The 19,960-nt window shown below is 48.9% G+C and carries 12 protein-coding genes and 5 pseudogenes; 6 read left to right on the top strand and 11 right to left on the bottom strand.

Annotated features, from left to right (window positions below):
• Window positions 1-600: 600 nt before the first annotated feature.
• The 3 genes and pseudogenes from EWV68_RS09155 to EWV68_RS09145 all read left to right on the top strand — a co-directional run.
• Window positions 601-1,785, top strand: a complete 1,185-nt coding sequence (locus tag EWV68_RS09155; protein ID WP_061433244.1) for an ATP-grasp domain-containing protein — start codon at window positions 601-603, stop codon at window positions 1,783-1,785.
• 147 nt (window positions 1,786-1,932) lie between these two features.
• Window positions 1,933-2,782, top strand: a pseudogene (locus EWV68_RS09150) (IS630 family transposase).
• Window positions 2,783-3,071: 289 nt separating this feature from the next.
• Window positions 3,072-3,240: pseudogene (locus EWV68_RS09145) on the top strand (IS200/IS605 family transposase); the annotation flags it as partial.
• Between the two features lie 123 nt (window positions 3,241-3,363).
• Here the strand turns inward: EWV68_RS09145 and EWV68_RS09140 are convergent.
• The 9 genes and pseudogenes from EWV68_RS09140 to sfnG all read right to left on the bottom strand — a co-directional run bounded on the left by EWV68_RS09140 (window position 3,364) and on the right by sfnG (window position 14,184).
• Window positions 3,364-4,548 (bottom strand): acyl-CoA dehydrogenase family protein, encoded by a 1,185-nt coding sequence (locus EWV68_RS09140; RefSeq protein ID WP_061433242.1) that lies wholly within the window; start codon window positions 4,546-4,548, stop codon window positions 3,364-3,366.
• 68 nt (window positions 4,549-4,616) lie between these two features.
• Complete coding sequence (locus EWV68_RS09135) at window positions 4,617-6,266, bottom strand: iron uptake porin (RefSeq protein WP_036395132.1); 1,650 nt, start codon at window positions 6,264-6,266, stop codon at window positions 4,617-4,619.
• Window positions 6,267-6,689: 423 nt separating this feature from the next.
• Window positions 6,690-7,913: pseudogene (locus tag EWV68_RS09130) on the bottom strand (bifunctional 3,4-dihydroxy-2-butanone-4-phosphate synthase/GTP cyclohydrolase II); the annotation flags it as partial.
• Between the two features lie 85 nt (window positions 7,914-7,998).
• Entirely contained in the window at window positions 7,999-8,580 is a 582-nt protein-coding gene (ssuE, locus tag EWV68_RS09125) for an NADPH-dependent FMN reductase (protein WP_061433240.1), read from the bottom strand.
• A gap of 47 nt (window positions 8,581-8,627) precedes the next feature.
• Window positions 8,628-9,674, bottom strand: a complete 1,047-nt coding sequence (locus EWV68_RS09120) for a hypothetical protein (RefSeq protein ID WP_016514572.1) — start codon at window positions 9,672-9,674, stop codon at window positions 8,628-8,630.
• 78 nt (window positions 9,675-9,752) lie between these two features.
• The gene (locus EWV68_RS09115) at window positions 9,753-10,967 is read right to left on the bottom strand and encodes an SfnB family sulfur acquisition oxidoreductase (protein ID WP_287169556.1); all 1,215 of its coding nucleotides are present in this window, start codon (window positions 10,965-10,967) and stop codon (window positions 9,753-9,755) included.
• 40 nt (window positions 10,968-11,007) lie between these two features.
• Complete coding sequence (locus EWV68_RS09110) at window positions 11,008-11,523, bottom strand: hypothetical protein (protein ID WP_061433238.1); 516 nt, start codon at window positions 11,521-11,523, stop codon at window positions 11,008-11,010.
• Between the two features lie 20 nt (window positions 11,524-11,543).
• Window positions 11,544-13,052 (bottom strand): sodium:solute symporter family protein, encoded by a 1,509-nt coding sequence (locus tag EWV68_RS09105; RefSeq protein ID WP_287169555.1) that lies wholly within the window; start codon window positions 13,050-13,052, stop codon window positions 11,544-11,546.
• A gap of 34 nt (window positions 13,053-13,086) precedes the next feature.
• Window positions 13,087-14,184: a dimethylsulfone monooxygenase SfnG gene (gene sfnG / locus EWV68_RS09100; RefSeq protein ID WP_002764575.1), complete on the bottom strand. Its 1,098-nt coding sequence runs from the start codon at window positions 14,182-14,184 to the stop codon at window positions 13,087-13,089.
• A gap of 514 nt (window positions 14,185-14,698) precedes the next feature.
• On the opposite strand from sfnG, the gene EWV68_RS09095 reads away from it, so the two are divergent.
• From EWV68_RS09095 to ssuD, 3 genes are all read left to right on the top strand, one after another.
• Entirely contained in the window at window positions 14,699-15,748 is a 1,050-nt protein-coding gene (locus EWV68_RS09095) for an LLM class flavin-dependent oxidoreductase (RefSeq protein ID WP_287169554.1), read from the top strand.
• Window positions 15,749-15,751: 3 nt separating this feature from the next.
• Window positions 15,752-17,770: a LysR family transcriptional regulator gene (locus tag EWV68_RS09090; protein ID WP_287169553.1), complete on the top strand. Its 2,019-nt coding sequence runs from the start codon at window positions 15,752-15,754 to the stop codon at window positions 17,768-17,770.
• A gap of 145 nt (window positions 17,771-17,915) precedes the next feature.
• Entirely contained in the window at window positions 17,916-19,034 is a 1,119-nt protein-coding gene (gene ssuD / locus EWV68_RS09085; RefSeq protein WP_061433234.1) for an FMNH2-dependent alkanesulfonate monooxygenase, read from the top strand.
• A 164-nt stretch (window positions 19,035-19,198) separates the two neighbouring features.
• Here the strand turns inward: ssuD and EWV68_RS09080 are convergent.
• Together EWV68_RS09080 and EWV68_RS09075 are read right to left on the bottom strand one after the other, a co-directional pair.
• A pseudogene (locus EWV68_RS09080) lies at window positions 19,199-19,372 on the bottom strand (ISL3 family transposase); the annotation flags it as partial.
• A 196-nt stretch (window positions 19,373-19,568) separates the two neighbouring features.
• A pseudogene (locus EWV68_RS09075) lies at window positions 19,569-19,886 on the bottom strand (transposase family protein); the annotation flags it as partial.
• Window positions 19,887-19,960 lie beyond the last annotated feature (74 nt).

Below are 19,960 nucleotides of genomic sequence, written 5' to 3'. Positions count from 1 at the left end.
AGTACCAGATATGGGAGTGGTCGGGGGGAAAATCCCTGGACTTTTTCCCTGAAAATTAGGTAATTTACCCGATGAAAATGGGTAAAACCCCACACCCCACACCCCACACCCTACACCCTACACCCTGCCCCTAGGAAAAACTTTTTCAGCAGACCCTATTTATGGGAGAATTATAGGTTCAATCCTATCAAAAAAAAATCACCCGATCGAATTAAAATCTCTGAAAAAATGTAACAATTGTGACAAAAAACTGAGGGTGTGGGGAATTAGGAATTAGGAATTAGGGAGCGCCGGAGCGGGGAGTAGAGAATGGTTCTTATGTACTAAAACATCCAATGCTCAGTTTAAATGCAGTAAAGCTTACTAAAGATAGAAATAGAGAGAGTGAAAGATTGCTAGACTACTAGGGGTGGGTAGCTAAAAAACTCTCTCCTCTGACCGCATAATGACACAATTAACTTTAATTTTTGCGATCGAGTAAGCCAAGAATATTCTCCCTGATCACCCGTGAACTGGATGCTGTTGCTAAAATAATCTTCATAGTCCCCAAGCTACCGAAACGAGCAAAGAGAGAATCGCCACTTTATCAATTAATCAATTATGGATTTACTCGAATACCAAGCCAAGGAAATATTTGCTCAAGTCGGCATCCCCATTTTACCTTCCCAACCAATCCACGAACCGGGGGGACTAAAAAGATTAAACATTCCCTATCCTATCGTGCTGAAGTCCCAGGTACGCACGGGAGGCCGGGGAAAAGCAGGAGGAGTGAAATTTGTCGCTAATACCATCGATGCGATCGCTGCTGCCCATGCTATCTTTCATTTACCGATCGCCGGAGAATATCCAGAGGTAATCCTAGCAGAAGCCCGTTATAATCCGCAACAAGAGATATTTTTAGCCATTTTACTCGATTATCATCTGCAAAGACCAGTTTTACTGGGTGCGAGTCAAGGGGGGATGGATGTGGACAGTTTACTGGAAACCATGCAAAAAGTGGTCATCGAAGCGAGATTTTCCCCCTATCTCTGTCGGCAATTAGCCGTATCTATGGGTTTAAGAGGGTCTTTGATCGAGTCTATCAGTCAAATTCTCGAAAAAATGTATAGTCTCTTTGTCAGCAAAGATCTCGATATTATCGAGATTAATCCCCTCGGTATCAACGAAGCCGGGGAAGTGATGGCCCTAGATGGCAAAATAAGTGTTAATGATGCCGCTTTAGCTAGACATCTCGATCTCCTAGCTTTGACCCCACCCCAATTACAATCCCCTTGGTCGATAATTGATCAAACTGGCCGAATAGCGATGATCAGTAATGGCCAGGGTTTGATGTCCCCTGTCTGGGATGCCTTAGCCAGCAAGGGGGCAAACCTGGCGGCATGGCTTATACTGGAGGAAAGACTAGAATTAGAGCAATTAAACGAGCAAATAGAGGCCGGTCTGCAACAATTCCAACTATTGCCTAATTTAAAAGTGGTTATCGTTGATATTGTCAGTTATTCCGACTTTGGACAAAAAGCGATCGAGAGTATTAGCAATTACTACCGCAGTTATAGCCCATTATCACCCGGCCGGGGCAGCGGCGAACGAACGATCCGGGCCACCCGACAGGAAAGACAAACCTTGGAACCCCGATCTTTTCCCAATCCCACCCTACCACAAATAATTTTTCGCGTCCTAGCTGACAGCAAAGCGATCGATCTCAGTCAGAGTTTAGCTGATGTTAACTTTCATTGGTTAGAGTCTTTAGAAGAGGTGGTCACGGCAGCAATTAAATTAGCCTAGAATCAGTGATCACTGATCAGTTATAATTTGCACGGCTATAATTTGCATTTTTTACTCAAAGACTATAATATATAGTCATTTCAAATAAGTATGATACAAGTAAAAAATAGGGTAAAATCAGGAGAAACGAGCAACCCATACAGAAAAATGTCTTCTAGCCTAGACTTGAGAAAAAAAGTAATCGATTATGTAGAGAATGGGGGAAGCATAACTAAAGCTGCCGCTCTATTTAAGATAGGGAGAGCAACAATATATAGATGGCTGAGTAGGGAGGAAGGGTCAGCAACAAAGGTAAAATACCGTCAGAGAAAGCTGGACTGGAAAGCACTAGAAAGAGATGTCCAAGAAAATCCCGAGGCAAGATTAAGAGATAGAGCCGAGAAGTTTGGAGTGAGACCAAGTGCCATTTGCTATGCCTTAAAAAAAATGGAAATCACCAGAAAAAAGAAGGAACTTCGTTATAGAGAAAGAAACCGAGAAGAAAGAATAAAATATTATGGAACACTGAGAGAATTGATTAAAATATATGGTGGTAAAAGCCTTGTATTTATTGATGAGTCAGGGTTGGAAGAATTTCAAGCCTGTCTTTATGCCCGATGCACAAAAAGGGAAGAAAGTCTTGGGAGATAGACAAGGAAAACGAGGAAAAAGAGAGAACCTTGTCGCTGGGAGAAGAAAGGGTAAAAAAGACTTTATTGCACCAATGATATTTACAAGAAGCCTGACTGCGGAAGGCTTTGAAGGATGGTTATCTTTATATTTATTGGCCTCTTTAACCATGGTATCAAGATTAATTATGGATAAGGCACCAATTCATCGGAAGACAGTCATTAAACAACTGGTAGAGGAGGCAGGTCATCAGGTAGTGTTTTTGCCAAAATACTCTCCTGACTTAAATGATATCGAGCATGATTTTAGTGGATTAAAGAGAACAAGAATGTATGCTCCTGTGGGTACACCCCTTGATGAAATTATTCGTACTTATTGTGTCGACTAGGGTCTCGTTCTTATTTGAAATAACTATAGCAATTCCCATAGTTGTGAGGTACAGAGTCTTAGGTTTTGAGGATTCAGGATTCGGGAGTTAAGATTTTGGTGTACCTCATGAAATTGGGAAACGCTATATATATCTTAATTCTATCTCCCCCAGAGTCCCAGAAGAGCGTTAGTACATACGAAGCACTTAGAAGATTGTCGTCCCAACCAAAACCAGTGAATGAAAAGGTATGTTCAGGAAATACCAGAATTAGAGTGTGTTTTGTTAGCAATAGATCGTACAGCATGGGATGAGCGTCTTGCTATACCATCTAGTTTTCCCAACTAAATATCGCAAGAACCCTTTTTGATGAACAGGTAGATTGCCTGTTGAAAGAAGTCTGTTTAGAGATAGAAAAACGTTATGAAATTAAGTTTCTAGAGATCGGAGTTGCTCGAGATCATGTACATTTTTTAGTTTAAACTACAGTCAGAGCAACTCGTGCAAAACCTGAGCAAAAAAAGCCCACTTCCTTGGCTTTGAGATAATTCCTGAGCCTCTCCCACCCTCTATGACTAGCTCTGTTTCTTGAGAGAGCGTTATTAAGAATAAAAATTCGGTTCCGGGAATTTTTCATTGACAATCCAATTGCCCAGATCGCGAATTTTGTAATCCACAGGATCATGAAGGGTAAAAGTTCGTAGATTCCGCCAGTAGCGATCAAACCCGTAGGAACTCGATGTCGCCCTCGCCCCCATGACCTCGAACATTTGATTCACCACCTCTAATCCCACCCGTGTCGCCGCCACCTTGGCTACTGCGATCGCAACGGCACAGCGACCGCGCTTTTCTGCGGTGAGATTCCATTGTTCCTCCCAAGCGTCCTGTAGAATTTCCGTTGCTCGCTCAACCAAACCCCTGGCCGCCTCTAAATCGACCCACAGACTGCCGTAACGATGGAGGAGATAGGGAGCTTCCGTCGCTCGCTCGACCCCGGCAGTTAGCCAAGGACGGGTTTGCTCTCTCGTGTACCGTCGTGCGGCCTCAAAAGCCCCCAGGGCAATCCCCAGGTAGATATTGGCTAGATTCAACTGGGTTAAACAGGCGCGGAAAGTGGCGAAAGGTGGCGCAGGAAAGGCTTGCGAACCGAAAAACTCGCGGGGGTAAATCGCCACATTATGAAACGAAACACTACCACTATCGGTTTGCCGTTGACCCATATTATCCCAATCGGCGTGCAGTTCTACTCCCTCACGCTGGGTGGGAACCACAAGAACCGATATTTTCCCCGTCTCCTGATCGATCGCCGTAACGGGTAAAATGTCAGAATCCCACGAACCGGAACAGAAGCTTTTCTTGCCTTCTAGTCGGAAAATATCGCCCTCGGAAGCGATCGCTGTCCGACGATCCAAGGGATTTAACGCATTCGCCCAAAACCAATTCTGTCGGATGGTTTCCTTGTAGTAGTATTCCTTCTGTTCGATCGTCCCGAAAAGATGGGGAACGATCACCCCAAGATGATGGTAGGAAAAAATATGAGCGATCGAGCTATCGACTTGGGCGAACTCTCGAACGATGCGAAATAAGGTAATCCAACTCTCGCCAGAACCACCGTATTCTCGGGGAATAATTAAGGTCAAAAGACCACTTTGGCGGAGGCGATCGCGCGCCAGTTTCGGGGTTCCACCCTGATGGTCTCGCTCCACTGCATCGATGGCGAATTCCGATGCCAGAGAAACCGCGAGAGATAGATAATAATCGGCAGACTGACTAGGGGATACTGACATGATCGAGATTCCTTAGATATATCGAATCCCCCTAAACAGGAAGGTATAGGGGGAAATTTTGTGGATTGCTAGAAGGTAAATGTGGTTCTCAGTGTACCGATAATAACACTGGTATTATTACTATTTTGACCGGGGTTGATCAGCCAAAATAAGCCAGGAGTGATGGCGATATTGTCATTAATTTGATATTTGTAAAAAGCCTCGACATGGATAGGTAAATCCTTGGCATCCGTGGGATTATTGGCTTGATAGGGCTGAACGCCAACCACGAGACCGCCCAGATTGCCATCTTTGCCCACATCGGGAAAGGCGAAACCTAGACTATAGTACCAAATGTCAGCATTTCCGGGTCCTTGGAGATTTCTAGAGTTGGTATAGCCCAGGAAACCATTAATCGCCAAGTTCGGCGTGATGGTAAAGAACCCCGACGCACCGAAGGAATCACTGATCAATGGGGTGCCAAAAGGATTATTAGCCTGCCTAGTGCCGACAATACCAAAACTACTGCCGATGTCAAATAAATCTCCCCGATTTTGGTAGGCGTGGACGTAGGTGATCCCGAAACCCGCTCGAGAATCGAGCCAAGCGATTTGGGCGATCGCAGCGTATTGACCATTAAAAAGACCACTACCCGGATTGGGATCGGCATGATCCCCGGCCAGATAACCCAAGCTGGCGATCCAGCGATCGCTCAGTTGATAGTTAAAGCCACCTCCCGCACCCCCACCGATCTGGTAAATGGGGTTGGCGGACGCAAACACGGTTAGTGCTTTTCCGCCGCCCGTACCGCTATCGAGATAGGGGTTCAGCGTCGGGATAAAATCGTAGGTGACACCATTGACCGCTGCAATATAGGCGGAAATGCGCTCGCCAATGGGAAAATAATAGGCGAGCCAACCGATATTGACATTATTGTCTAGAGAGGGAACTAGGTTAAAGGATTGAGTAGCTTCCGGAGTCCCATCCCCCAGATTAAATCGTCGGGCATTACCAGCATCTAACCTTACGTTTAACTGGTCTTTGCCCGTAAAACTGCTGACGAACCGAAGACGCACGCGATCTTGAAACACGGTATTGCTCCCCTCCCTCGCACCTTGAAAGGCGTTGGCGACCACGAAAATCGCCTCACCCAGTAGTTTCGTGGTCGTCGAAAAGGAATGGTCTTCTAGGAAAGCAGCCCGGTTTTCTAGGTTATCCACTCTCGCCCCTAAAGCCCCTAACTCGGCCTGAAATTCCTGGGCAAGGCGCTTGAGTGTATCGAGATCTCGTTGGGCGATCGAAACCCCTGCTTGCAGCGATCGCTCGATCGAGTTTAAACAAGCATTCAAACCGGCGGCAAATTCCCAACGGGTTAAGGCGCGGTCGCCCCGATAGGTGCGGTCGGGATAGCCGACAATACAGCCATAGCGTTCCACTAACGATCGCAGTGCCTCGAACGCCCAGCCCGTCGGCGGAACATCGGCAAGTTGGGAAACAGAAGTGAGTTGCGCCATCGCTGGATCGGGATGGTTTTTCGACATATCGGTTAGCGGTAAACCCGAAGGGTCGATTTGAGCGAACGCGGGTACGGCAAAGAAAACGCTTCCCAGTAGGAGAGAAGGTCGCCATAACGAATTACAAGAGACAGAAACCATCGAAATCCTCACATCCAAAAAATAGAGATAGTCGGTGTTTTTTGGCCAGACGAATCCTCGGAACCGCGCTCGATCGATTCCAATATCTCCGGCAGCAATTGAGAAAGTCTCGTTATCCCAAGCCGGTGCTGTAGCAGAATTCCAGGGTAAAACCGCAGAATCCTAAGGCCTGGGGAATAGGAGTCCTATCTTGAGAACACGGGCAGAACTTCCGCCGCTTTGCCAACAGGCATTGCTCTTTTTCCGACCCCTACGCTAGAAAAGGGGAGTGATTAGCTAGGGTTTGCGGCAAAAAGTTTTTCCTGGGGGCAGGGTGTAGGGTGTGGGGTGTGGGGTGTAGGGTTTTAGCGATTTTGAGGGGGTCAATTACCTAATTTTCAGGGAAAAAGTCCCTGAATTTTTCCCCCGATCACTCCCGGATCCATTACTTTTTGATGGCCAAAAGGTCTAAAAGTTTTACCCAACAAGGTTTTTAGATTTATTCAGCCAACCCTAGCTAAACGGCAACAGATGCCCTAGTTTTTCCCGCTTTGTCAGCAAATACTGTTGATTGTGGTAGTTTGGAGGCATGACGAGAGGGATTCGCTCGACAATGTTGATCCCCCAATCTCGGAGACCCTGAACTTTTTGGGGATTATTAGTTAGTAAACGGATATCGGCTACCCCCAAATCCTTGAGAATATGCGCTCCCAGCCGATAGGTACGCCCGTCCGCCTCGAATCCTAGCCTCCTGTTGGCATCTACCGTATCTAGGCCGAGATCCTGTAGGGAGTAGGCCTTGAGCTTATTGATCAGACCGACACCTCGTCCCTCCTGTGGAAGATAGACCACAACCCCTTGTCCGGCGGTTTCGATCGATTTCAGGGCGATATGCAGTTGTTGGCGACAATCACAACGGGAGGAACCGAGAACATCCCCGGTAAAACACTGGGAATGAATGCGGACCAGAGTCGTCCGCTCTCCGAATTTGTCCGGATCGCCTTTGATGATCGCCGTCGCTTCCGAACCATCGAGGAGGTCGCGATAGGCGTAGATATTAAATTCGCCGAATTCCGTAGGCAGACGGGCGATCGCTTCCCGCGATACCGAGGATTCTACCCCTTCGCGATAGCGGATCAGATCGGTGATTCGGATAATCGGTAGACCGTACTCGTCCGCGTAGCTCATCAACTCCGGTAAACGCGCCATCGAGCCGTTGGGGTTCTGGATCTCGCAGATGATTCCGGCGGGGTAGAGTCCAGCTAAACGAGCCAGATCCACCGCCGCCTCGGTATGTCCTGCCCGCTCGAAAACCCCACCCGCTCGCGCTCGGAGCGGGAAAATATGCCCCGGACGGCTGAGATCATCGGGGGTAGTGGTGGGGGAAAGCGCCACTTGGATGGTGCGGGAGCGATCGCTCGCCGATATCCCCGTAGTAACCCCGTGGTGCGGCGCCGCATCGATACTGACGGTGAAAGCGGTTTGATGGTGATCGCCATTTTTCTCCACCATCGGCGGTAATTGCAATTCGTCTAGGCGATCGCCGGTCATGGCCAGACAGATCAACCCCCGGGCCCGGGTAGCCATGAAATTAATCATCGTCGGTGTGGCAAACTCGGCGGCGCAGATTAAATCCCCCTCGTTCTCTCGTTTTTCATCGTCCACGACGACGATGGCTTGCCCAGATCGTAGGGCATCGAGGGCCCGATCGACCAGGGCAAACCTCGGTTCGACTGGGTTCCGTCGCGCCAAGGTGATGATTCGAGAGGAAGAGGCAATCGATAGGGTAGGCTCGCTCATAAAAATAGTTCAGAGGAATCTTGACAAGCTGACACTTTTATGTATGTACGGGCAGGGGGGTAGGGTTTTTTTCCTTCGTGGCCGCTCGATGTAGGTTCACCGCAACGACGAAATCCCGTACCGCCTCTTGGGTTCTTTGCCCGATCTCCTCATCGGGTTGGAGTTGGCCAGAGGCCTGGAATTGCAATTGTTTATCGATCGCATAAATACCGCCGAGAATGTGACGCGCCTTCAGTTCCGAGAGAACCGGCTTGAGGGCATAATCGATCGCCAGTAGATGAGCGATCGTGCCTCCAGTGGCGATCGGCAGTACCACTTTGTTGGCGAACGCCCCCTGCGGCAGTAAATCCAAGAAAGCTTTCAGCAGTCCGGTGTAGGCGGCCTTGTAGATCGGGGTGGCCACGATAATCCCGTCGGCCTCTGCTAGTAGAGCTTTTATCGGTTCTAGGGCCGGACTATCGTAGCGTCCGTAGATGAGGTCTTCCGGCGAGAAGTCCCGCACGGCGATCGTATCGGTATGAAATCCCTCTTTTTCTAGGAGTTCGTTGAGGTATTGAACGAATCCGTAGGTTTTAGAAGGAGCGGTGGGATTGCCAGCGATCGAGAGAATATTCGCCATCGTAAATCTCCTAGATTGGTAATAATGGGTAATAACGGTCTCGCGGATCAGGAACGAGATACGGCTTCGGCAGGGCGATCAGCGGTTATCTCAGCGCGACTTTGCCAGAGTCCGATCCCGTCGTACAATCCCGGGGCCATGAGAAACACCTGCACCCAGAGAATATCGAACCACCAGTACAGTCCCGGTCGGATATTGGCCCGACCGAAGAGGACTTCCGTTGCGGCGTAAAGAATCAGCGAGATGACCAAACTAATCACCGATGTAATGATTCCCTTGGCCGGTTGGGCAAGTCCTTGAAAGGGCCAGAGATTGAATTGCCAGAGTAAACCCAAACCCACCGTTGTCCAGATGGCGGCGAAGGTCGGGCCGGTCGCCGTGGTGAATAAATCCATCCCCGCCAGCCGGAGAAAAAACGCCATCAGGAGGGTGAGAAATAATACCGCCCCGGTAGGTCGAAAGCCCAGACGCGGCATGGTTAGGCCCAGTTGAGCGAGCGGCCAGCGATCGAAAAAACTACCGAATACCGTGGAGAGGGGATACCAGTACCAAGGAATATAGAACGGTTTTAATCCCCAGAGCTGCGGTAGAAAAGTGAGGGCGGGAGCGACCATAAAAACGGCAAAAAAGATGTTGAGAAATCCACTGGTGGGATGTCGGTCTTGGAGTTCTTCCGAAGCCACGATCGTGTTATCGAAAAAGAACAGACTGGCACAGGCGGCAACAATCGCGGTTTGTCCCCACAAACCTACGGGGGTATCGGTGAGACGGGCGGGGGTGAAGATAAATTTCCACGCTTCTCCAGTCAGATAGACCAACAGCAGCAAGATCGCTAAATTAACGGTTCCCCGTCCGAAGCGATGGGAAAAAAATCGAGAACCCGGATAGCCATTTAGGGAAAAACCCAGATGCCACCACCAGACAAAACAGAGGGTGATATAAACTAATTTTTCGTTTACATCTAGAGCGAATAGGCCCGTGAAGATCAGTTCAAAAACCAGACTGACCACAGCGATAATGCCGATGAACAAGAGTCCCTTAAAGGGTTGATTTTTCCAGATATTCCGTTTCTGGAGCGGATGGGCAACACTCATATTTCCTCTACAGTAGTGTGACCGATCGAAGGTAGAAATCAGGAGGAGAGGGAGGGCGCTCCCCTTCCTCCCGCAGACTTATAGCCAAGGATGGCGGGGCGGGTTGGCACCGTTGAGGAAGTAATTGCCGATCGCATAGTATTTCCAGCGCACCGGATCGTGGAGGGTGTGGGCGCGGGCGTTGCGCCAGTGGCGATCGTAGTTAAATTCCTCTAGGGTGGACTTCGTGCCGGCCAGTTCAAAGAGTTTATTGGTGGCCAGTAGGGCGGCTTCCGTGGCGATCGCTTTGGCCTCGGCGACGGCGATCGACGATTCCACTACTTTCGCCTCCTCTAACCCGGATTCATAGGCCGCGTCGATAAATTCCCCGGCCCGCCGTAGTAGGGCTTCCGCGGCGTGGATCTGTAGGATCACGTTGCCCAGATTGTAGAGAGTCAGGGGATCTTCAAAACCCTTCTCCTGGTTACTATCCACCCAGGGACGGGTATGGTTGCGGACGAAATACAGGGTATCGCGCAGGGCGGCCTTGGCGATGCCCACGTCTACCGCCGCTTGGATAATCTGTGCCACCGCACCCATCGGGGTCGCCCGTTCAAAAGCTAGATAGTGAGGGATGACGTGTTCCGGTTTCACCAGGACATTTTCGAGAATCGTCGTGCCGCTCGCGGTGGTGCGTTGACCGAAACTCGTCCAATCATCGAGCAGAGTCAAGCCTTCCGCGTCCCGTTCCACAAAGGCGACGATCGTATTGCCGTTCTCATCGGCGGCGATCGTGGGAATCCAATCGGCCAGCAGGGCGCCGGCGGAGTAATACTTGCGTCCGTTGAGAACGTAGCCATCGCCCGATCGAGTTAATTTGGTTTGCACGTCCGTCACTGACTTGGTGCCGATCTCCGAGAAGGCGTTCCCAAACCGTTTGCCTTGCAGTACCAAGTCAAAGAAAAATCGCTTCTGTTCCTCCGTACCGTCGAGCCGGATCGCTTCCACCATATAGAGGTGATTCTGGGGAATCTGTCCCAAACTAGAATCCGCCTCGGCAATAATGGCGATCACTTGCGCTAGGGTGGCGTAGGATACGCCCGCACCCCCGTATTCCTTGGGAACGATGATCCCCCATAGCCCGCTGCGCGAGAATTTTTTTACCTCCTCCACCGGTAGACGGCGTTCGCGATCGCGGAGGGAATCCTCGTGGAGAAATTCTGCGGCCAGTTCTTTGGCCACAGCGATCGCTTCTCGATCGTCTTGAATCAGATGGGCGGTCGGTTCCGTTTCAACATTTACTAACGTGGTCATGGTTACTACTCCTAGACTGTGAGATAGAGTGGCCTAGCTTTTAATACAGAGAGCGCGAGGAGTGATATCTCGCCCTACGGGCCAAAACTTGCCGGTATTTCTGGATATCGCGGTTCATGGCGAAAATGGGAACGAGAGGGCCGAGCAAACAGACGATCGGGCCGATATACAAGAACCTCCAGCCGAATCCGTAGGAAGTAATGATCAGAGCCGAACCGATAATCCAACCGAAGGCTCCATAGAGTAAGGCATTGTTTTCCTGGCTCCCTTCTAGATTCCCCTCTTCTTCCTCCTCTTCGAGTCCATAGGTTGCCGAAGCGTAGGTCAACACGAGATACATTCCCCGCAGAAAGAAAATCGTGATGATAGCGGCAATAACACCGGCGATAATGGTGGTCGGGGAATAGGGATTTTGAGTTAGGGGACGACTAGGGAGACTTTGGGCGGGAACCGCTCCGGCATAGAAAACCGTGAGCATCGTGCCGCCCAGGAAATAGCCGAGCCGCTTCGCCCAAGTCCGCAAGGAGGGCGGTATCATCTGCAAGAGACTATTCATGATCGTGATTCTGTGAAAACTTATCGCAGCGCGACAGAAGAAGTGTCCGGTATCTCGGATAGATCCTGTGCCTGACGTAGTTGGGTGTAATCGAAGCGTCGGGAATTGGTCAAGGCAATCACAATTGGGACGATCGTGCTGACTGCGACTACCGTATAGGTACCGATCTCCTCGCCGAACTTGGCGAGGGCGAAAACCCCGGCAATCAGACCGATGATCGTCCCGGCGGTAAAGGCCGTGGCATTCATTCGCGACCAGATGATCGACAGTACCAGAGGCACGAGAACGGCGGCGCGGATGATGGAAGTCCCCAGTACCAGCGTCACCAGATCGATTCCCGATAGCACCACCGCCACCGAAATTCCCGCCGCTAAGACCATCGAAAACCGCGTCCAAGCGAAGAGGGAGCGATCGGAAATAGCGGGGAACAGGGGCTTGATCACATCCACCGCAGAAACCGAACTAACCGCCGCCAATGTGCCGTCACAGGTGGAATAGCAGGCCGACAGCACAATGATCACGAACAGGTAGATCACCCAATCGGGCAAACCTAAATGGGAAACCAAAAAAGGACCCAATGCGGCGGGATCACCGCCAAGATCCCGGGACAGATCCACCTTGAGCGCGATGCCCACCAGCCCTACTACCCCTAGACAGAGGGCGACCACATAGTAGAGTCCCCCACCCCAGAAAAAGGTTTTGCCTAATTCCCGTTCTTTGATCCCCCAAGCCACCTGCCAGAATTCCTGTCCGGCGATCGTGGCGGTAATCAGCGCGAGGGCGAAGGTTAAGCCGAAATTCTGGAAGGCATCCGGTCGCGTCACCGAAAGAAGTTCGCCGCCCTGACTCTGTACGGTCTGCCACACGGCTTCCGCCCCTCCCACCTGGCCTAAGACCGCCGTGGTGACCAGGACAGAGGGAACCATAATCAGCAAACACATCAAGGTAGAAGTAGCCATGGATGCCCAGAGTCCCCCTAAACTGATGTACAGGAGAATGACGATCGAGGAGATGGTTGCGACTACCCCCTCCGGAAGACCGAAGATCGTGGCCACCATCAGGGATGCTCCCTTGAGATTCACTGTGACAATTTGGATCGCCCCGAAGAGGATACCAGCGACTACGACCACGCGAGCCAATTTTGCTCCCGCGTAACGAGCGGAGATAAACTCGCTGATGGTATAACCGTGGGGCATCAATCGCCGTAACTTTTTGGCAAAGGGAATCACGGCAATGACCGCCGCACCATTGGGGACGGTAAACCAAAATAAGCCCGATAATCCGTACTTAAAGGTGACCCCGATCGGCAGTAAAATCCCGATCACCCAAGTCCAGACGGAAAGCAAGCCGGCAATCCCGAATCCTAAACCCAGCTTGCGACCGGCAATCACAAAATCGTGGGTGTTTTTTACCAGTTTCCACTTAGTGTAGTAGGAAACAATCAACATAGCCAGACCTAACGCGATCAGGGTGACAATTCCCTCGATCGGTCCAAGGGGAGCCGCCTGAGCGAGACTAATCCCTTCCATTACGATTTTCTCCTTGTGTATTTCTTTCTTTCGCTTAAACCAGGGCGAACTCTTCTCTGGGGGAACGACGGGATTCCAGTTGCCGCACGAGCGGGATCACCTCGCGACCGAAGGCGGGTAAATCGTCCGTATAGTGCAGGAAACCACCGAGAATCAAATCGACCCCCACGGCGTGAAACTGCTGGATTTTTTCCGCTACCTGTTCTTTTGTGCCGATCAGTCCGGTACGGAATCCATCGTTGTACTGTACTAGATCTTCAAAGTTCGAGTTGGCCCACATTCCCACTTTTTCACTGGTGGCGGAACCCGCTTGTTTGACTGCTTCGCCAAATCCTTGCACGGCCTCTTTGTCGGCTTTGGCGATAATCTCCCGCAGTACCTCGTGGGCTTCTTTTTCGGTATCACGGACAAGGATAAAGGCGTTGAGACCGAACTTGATACTACGGCCGGCTTGACGGGCAAGGGCGGAAACTTCCTCGATCTGTTCGCGGACTCCCTCGATCGAGTTGCCGTTCATGAAATACCAGTCCGATACCCGACCGGCCATCTGTCGGGCGGCTTTGGAGTTACCTCCCTGAAAGATTTCGGGATGGGGATGATTATTAACGGGGCGGGGTTTGACCCAACCGCCATTGATGCGATAAAAATCCCCTTTGAAGTGGAATTCGTCTTCTGTCCACAGTCCCTTGAGGATGCGAATGAATTCCTCGGAGCGTCGATAGCGTTCATCGTGATCGAGCCAAGGTTCACCATAGATGGTGAATTCACCCTTGAACCAGCCACTGACGATGTTGAGGGCGAAACGACCTTTGGAAATGAAATCGATCGTCGAGCCGATTTTGGCGACGACCCCGGGATGCCATAAACCGGGATGGACGGCGGCGATTAGGGTGATTTTCTTGGTTACGGGGGCTAGGGCGGCGACGGTGGCAAAGGCCTCTAGTTGATACTCCGCGCCGTAGCTGGCGATGAATCGGGCTTGGGCTAACGCGTACTCGAACCCGACTTCTTCGGCAGTCTGTGCCAGCCAAGCGTTGTAATCGTAGGTCCAATCGGTGTTTTGCGGGATTTTACTCACCACTAACCCGCCACTAACATTGGGAACCCAGTAAGCGAACTTAATATCTACCATGATTCGGTTACTCCGTGATGGAAACTATTGGTTCGACCGCTTCACCGTTCGCAAGAATCCAGTGTACACGGTCATTTCGGACGATCTCTTTCGTGTTCGTCTGGAGGAGCGATCCCGTTTTTGGCGATCGCCAAGCACCCTAACTCAAGTCTTTAGAATGCTGTTTCTAGCAAGATTCGAGTTACCTATATCGGGGTCAAAACTCGCTCTCTCTCAAGCCTGGAGCCGAGAACTACTGTAATTCGACCGAAATATAGTTGATTGCCTTTCAGTGTAATCACTACTCAAGGATGACGTCGTAGTTTGATACACCCCGATTGACTTTTTCTATGCCATTTTGGAATACGGTGCGTCTTCCAGGGGTACTCCAATCGAACCTCAATACCTGATATTCCAAATCGTGATAGACAAGAGGAATTTCGGTATAAGGAAAAATAACGCTTCTGGGGAAGGAACATGATAGAGTGATGGCTCCTAAAAAACACGTCTCCCTCGTGGGTATTGGAAAACACCTATGCCGCTTCAGTTTGGAATTTGGGCACCCGTTTGTGGTGGATGGTTGCGAGTGATTAACCCGGAGAGAAATTGGTCGATTTCCGATCTGGTCGAGTTGGCCGTTCAAGCCGATCGAGTGGGCTATGATTTCTACTACATTCCCGAACACTATCTCAATGCGGTACACGGGCCGGATCATGGCGTAACTGACGCTTGGCTCACGGCTGGCGCGGTGAGTTTAGCGACCCAAGAGATTAAAATCGTCACGGCCGTACAACCGGGGTTTAAATTGCCCGCAGTGGTGGCCAAGCTAAGTGCCGCTCTCCAGAATCAACCCGGTGGAGGCCGGTTCGGTTTGAGCGGGATCGCGGGGTGGTGGCAACTAGAAGTGGAAAGCTACGGTGATGTTTGGCTCTCCCACGGCGATCGCTACGCTAGATTAGAAGAATATCTTCAGATTATTCGGGGATTATGGACGACTGCCGATTTTAATTATCGGGGCAAATATTACACGATCACCCAGGGCATTTTAGCCGAGCGACCGACACCACTTCCTCTCGTTTTTATTGCGGGGGAATCGGAACGAGCGATCGATCTAGCGGCTCGTTTGGGGGATTATCTTTTTATTAACGCGGATGACGTGGAAAAAACGGCCGCGCTGGTGGAGAAGGTAAAACGATGGGCGAGCGATCGCTATCAACGGCAGATTCAAGTAGCGATGAGCGCTTTCGCCATTGTCCGCCCTACCAGGGTCGAAGCCGAGTCCAGACTAGACAAGATTTATCGCGCTGCCGACACTCGAAAAATTCGTTATTTCCAACAACAAATCGATCCCAATGCAGTAGCCCACAATAAACTAGATATCGGTCAAACGATCGAGGCAAATCTTGGCCTCTCGGCTCGATTTGTCGGCGATCCACAGACGGTGATCCGTCGCTTGAGAGACTACGAATCTATCGGAGTTGACCTGATTATCTTCAAGTTTGAATCCACCCGGGAAGATGCTCTCTATTTTCATCAACAGGTGATCGATCGATACTCACACCCCTATCCTTTAATTTCTCGGTGAATTATGAGTCGAATTACCTCGGAAGACATTACCCTCAATCACCTGAAAATTCTCAAGACGGTCGATGATTCTGGTAGCTTTTCTAAAGCGGCCTATCAATTGGGCTATAGTCAATCATTAATTAGCAAAAAAGTCAAGCAATTAGAGGATTATTTTGGAGTATTGCTGGTTAATCGCTCCCCTGGCTCGATCAAACTAACCAATCAGGGTAGAAAGCTAATTTCTCAAACCTTTCAGGTGATAGAAACCGTGGAAACCCTTCAACGAGAGTTTCAGCTGACCTTAAGTGCCGACGGAGAAGACTTAATTCTCGGTGCTACCCCTTTAATTTTAGAAGTCTGGTTAAAACATTACTGGCGAAGATTTCGGCTTTGCTTTCCAAGTCGAAATATTCAAAAGATTTCCCTATCCGCTCAAGGTTTATTGGCCGAATCCTCGCCCAAAAACATTGATATTTTGCTCAACAGTTTCTCCGCTTATAAAGATAAACATCATTGTACTAGACTAACTACCCACCGCTTCCAACTGATTTCTTTCGGTAAGAATGATCTATTTCCTGGCAAAAAATTGATTAAAATCTCAGATATAAACCCAACCGACTTGGTTCTTTTAGATGAAATTTATCAAGAGCTTTGTAAAAATCAAGTTGTCTTAAACTATCTAAGGGATGTACGAATCATTGAAAGTTATCAAGAACTTCTCGATTCTGTGCAAAAAAGCCATAAATCAACTATCCTGCCTGATTTTTGCCAATTTAATTCACTCTTGAATTATCCAGCATCGATAATACCTATACAGGATGTCAACGAATATGGAGTCTATCTGCACGTCCCTCATTTTAGCGAGCTATTAATATTAGGAGAAAGTTTGGTTAGAAGTTTTCGCCTTGATCAGGATGATTTAGCAATTTCCCCGCAACCGAATCTTATTTTTGCCAGCGATACTTTGCCAACGGAAAATATACTCAGAGTTGGAATTCAACGGGATTCGATCGGACAGTTTATCGCCAGCTATGGAGTTAAATATGTTTTCGATCTACAGCGAGAGTCCAACGAACAACTAATTTTTCAGAAAAATATCGAGATCGATCGAAATTTTACCTTACAGATCGTTGAATTCGCTTGTGGTGAACAAATGAATCAACAAATGAAAAGAGGAGATTTAGATATTTGTATTTTAGACGATATTTCTCTTTTAAACAATGGTACTATGTTTTTTAACAATCTCAGTTTCGGTTCTAAACTAATCGGGATTGCCTCTTATAATATTTTCGGTGAAGATCTGAGGATTCTACTTCCTAAAGACTCTCCAATCGCCACCGTCCCAGAACTAAGAGGCAAGCGTATTTCCACCTTATTTGGTTCCAACGCGCATCGATTTATTATCACTCTTTTTAACCTGTACGGACTGGAGATTAGTCGAGATTGTCACTTGGTTAATGAAGATCCACATACGGCAAGTATGAGCTTTAGAAAAAAGCAAATAGATGCCTATGTATGTTGTGATACTTTTACTTCTATTTTTCAAGAATACGTTTCAGCCAAAAAATTACCCCTAGAGCAAAATTTCGGTTTAAGAATTCCTTCCCTTAGAGGCATTGTTTGTCGATCGCGGTTTCTCAAAGAAAACCCCAAACTTGTTATCGCTTACCTACACGACTTGGTAATCGCCAATCATTGGTTTCATTCAGATTCCGCAAGAGCGATCAAGTTGTTAAACGATGTAACATGGGTTTGTCCTGATCGGGTATTTCAGTTCTTCGCTCCTGCCTCTGGAAACCACACCGATCCCACCCTAAAACCCCAATGGTCTTGGCTATTAAAAACCCTCAATCGTAGGTTAGATGGACAATACGGTATCTCATTATTTGACGTAGATTTTTGGATGGACGATTATTTTTTACGGCTAGTCTATAATTTACTCGAACTAGATTACCATTTCCATCAGATTTCTTTTTCGAGCCAACTCTCTAATGGTTATTTTCCAGAGGAAAAATTTAATCGGTACGCTCAAGTTCTATAAAAGTTTTTGATATACTTTATCCTCGTTTATACCCGTCAAATTCCGAGCAAATGGTAACAAAAATTTTCGTCCAGATGATACTTTTTAAAAGACAATATTTTGATAGAATTAATGTGTTATTATTTCTACACGAAGGATACCGACCATGCAATTACTCTGGTTTATCCCGACCCACGGCGACGGACGTTATCTGGGAACGGCGATCGGCGGGAGAAGCGTTACTTTCGCATATATGTTGCAGATTGCGCGTGCCGTAGACGATTTAGGCTACACGGGTGCGCTTTTACCGACCGGGCGTTCCTGCGAGGACGCGTGGATCGTCGCTTCCACCCTCGTCACGCACACGCGACAGATGCGCTTTCTCGTGGCGGTGCGGCCGGGGTTAGTTTCTCCTGGGGTGGCGGCGAGAATGGCGGCCACTTTTGATCGCCTTTCCGAGGGGCGCTTACTAATTAACGTCGTCACGGGAGGCGATCCAGTGGAATTGGCGGGAGATGGCGTACATTTAAACCATGATGATCGCTACCGTCTAACCGATGAATTTCTAACGGTGTGGCGACAACTATTATCGAAACCGAACACGGACTTTCAAGGCGATTACCTGCGGATCGAGGGAGGAAAAGTCCTGTTTCCCCCCGTACAGAAGCCCCACCCACCCCTTTGGTTCGGTGGCTCCTCGCCCATCGCCCACGAGATCGCCGCTAAACACGTCGATGTCTATCTGACCTGGGGCGAACCCCCGTCCGCGGTGGCCGAAAAAATCATCACCGTGCGCCGTTTAGCCGAGGCCCGCGGTCGGACACTCCGATTCGGCATTCGTTTACACGTTATCGTCAGGGAAACGGCCAGCGAAGCGTGGGAGACGGCGGAGACATTGATCCGCTATGTAGACGAGGAAGCGATCGCCACCGCCCAAAACGCCTACGCGCGCATGGACTCGGAAGGGCAACGGCGGATGAGTCAATTGCACAACGGCAGTCGCGGCGCCTTGGAAATTAGCCCAAATCTCTGGGCCGGGGTGGGTTTGGTACGCGGGGGAGCGGGAACCGCTCTCGTGGGGGATGCGGATACGGTAGCGCGCCGTCTGCTCGAATACCGAGATCTCGGTATCGAGACGTTTATTCTCTCCGGTTATCCCCATCTAGAGGAAGCCTACCGGGCCGCCGAACTGTTGTTTCCCCGTTTACCAGTAGAGAGCGCGCCGATCCGACCCCAACCCGTTCAGGTTCTCGCTCCTTTCGGCGAGATCGTTGCCAATATCTAATTTCCGCTAGTGTTCTAAATCTGTGAAATAAGTAATAATGGTTGGTTCTTCGGCACTTATTATGCAGACTTATGCAGACGGGGTGATTATGATTCTGAAACTCTTGATGGATAAGACTTGTAAGATTCACAAACCGTCTCCAGTATAGTATCTACCGAAGAGCCGTAATTTTTTTGTCCTTTGACTAGAGCGATTTCATCAATTCCTAGTCTTTTTAATTTCGATAAATCTGGCTCTGTAATTTCTTCGGCGATGTCCTCTAGCATTCTTTGAATCTCTTCTTCCATTACGTCATTTCTTCGGCTAACATTTAAAATATCTCCTTCTTTTAATTGTTCGGTTCTTCGTTACTTGGTATGGTTCGATCAGGGGGCAGAAATCGGCTAAATCCTTATCGGGCAAGAGACTTAATTGATTAGCTCGTTCTAGATTGAAAACAATTGGCAAAAATCGAAGCAATGTCTTTCTATATAAGGGTTTTACCCCTTATAACTCCCGTCCATTGCATAACACAAACCGAAGAACCAATTGTTCGAGTATATTCTCGGCTAGTCTTTTCGTATAGGTTCGTTTACTGACGACAAAATCTAACTCTTCGCTGAAGGGTTTTCGACAATTATTGCACTTAAATTGACGACGATTAACTTGTAGGTACACTGGTTGTCCTGAGATTGGTAAATCTTTGACTAAATGTCGATGATTTTGGTGGAGTTTATCGCTTTCTAAGCCACAACGAGGACAGGTTGCTTTTTTATTTTTCGATTCGACTGGTCAAACTATACCGATATTTTCTAGGTGTCGATAGCCTTGAATAGAGGTTCCTTCTAGGTTCAAAAATTTGTCAAGTATCATAAGTAAAATACTCTGGTTTTTGGCTATTATATCAAATCTTAACTCGATTGTCTATCTTTTGGTATTAACCTGTT

The organism is Microcystis sp. M_QC_C_20170808_M9Col (assembly GCF_007095495.1).
Lineage (GTDB): Bacteria > Cyanobacteriota > Cyanobacteriia > Cyanobacteriales > Microcystaceae > Microcystis > Microcystis aeruginosa.
Note: the sequence above shows the minus strand (reverse complement) of the source record. Positions and strands in the feature narration are given on the sequence as shown.

Bases quoted from the DNA above. Each gene is read 5' to 3' on its own strand.
- EWV68_RS09155 (WP_061433244.1), top strand. From the start codon at position 601: ATGGATTTACTCGAATACCAAGCCAAGGAAATATTTGCTCAAGTCGGC.
- EWV68_RS09140 (WP_061433242.1), bottom strand. From the start codon at position 4,548: ATGTCAGTATCCCCTAGTCAGTCTGCCGATTATTATCTATCTCTCGCG.
- ssuE (WP_061433240.1), bottom strand. From the start codon at position 8,580: ATGGCGAATATTCTCTCGATCGCTGGCAATCCCACCGCTCCTTCTAAA.
- EWV68_RS09120 (WP_016514572.1), bottom strand. From the start codon at position 9,674: ATGAGTGTTGCCCATCCGCTCCAGAAACGGAATATCTGGAAAAATCAA.
- EWV68_RS09115 (WP_287169556.1), bottom strand. From the start codon at position 10,967: ATGACCACGTTAGTAAATGTTGAAACGGAACCGACCGCCCATCTGATT.
- EWV68_RS09110 (WP_061433238.1), bottom strand. From the start codon at position 11,523: ATGAATAGTCTCTTGCAGATGATACCGCCCTCCTTGCGGACTTGGGCG.
- EWV68_RS09105 (WP_287169555.1), bottom strand. From the start codon at position 13,052: ATGGAAGGGATTAGTCTCGCTCAGGCGGCTCCCCTTGGACCGATCGAG.
- sfnG (WP_002764575.1), bottom strand. From the start codon at position 14,184: ATGGTAGATATTAAGTTCGCTTACTGGGTTCCCAATGTTAGTGGCGGG.
- EWV68_RS09095 (WP_287169554.1), top strand. From the start codon at position 14,699: ATGCCGCTTCAGTTTGGAATTTGGGCACCCGTTTGTGGTGGATGGTTG.
- EWV68_RS09090 (WP_287169553.1), top strand. From the start codon at position 15,752: ATGAGTCGAATTACCTCGGAAGACATTACCCTCAATCACCTGAAAATT.
- ssuD (WP_061433234.1), top strand. From the start codon at position 17,916: ATGCAATTACTCTGGTTTATCCCGACCCACGGCGACGGACGTTATCTG.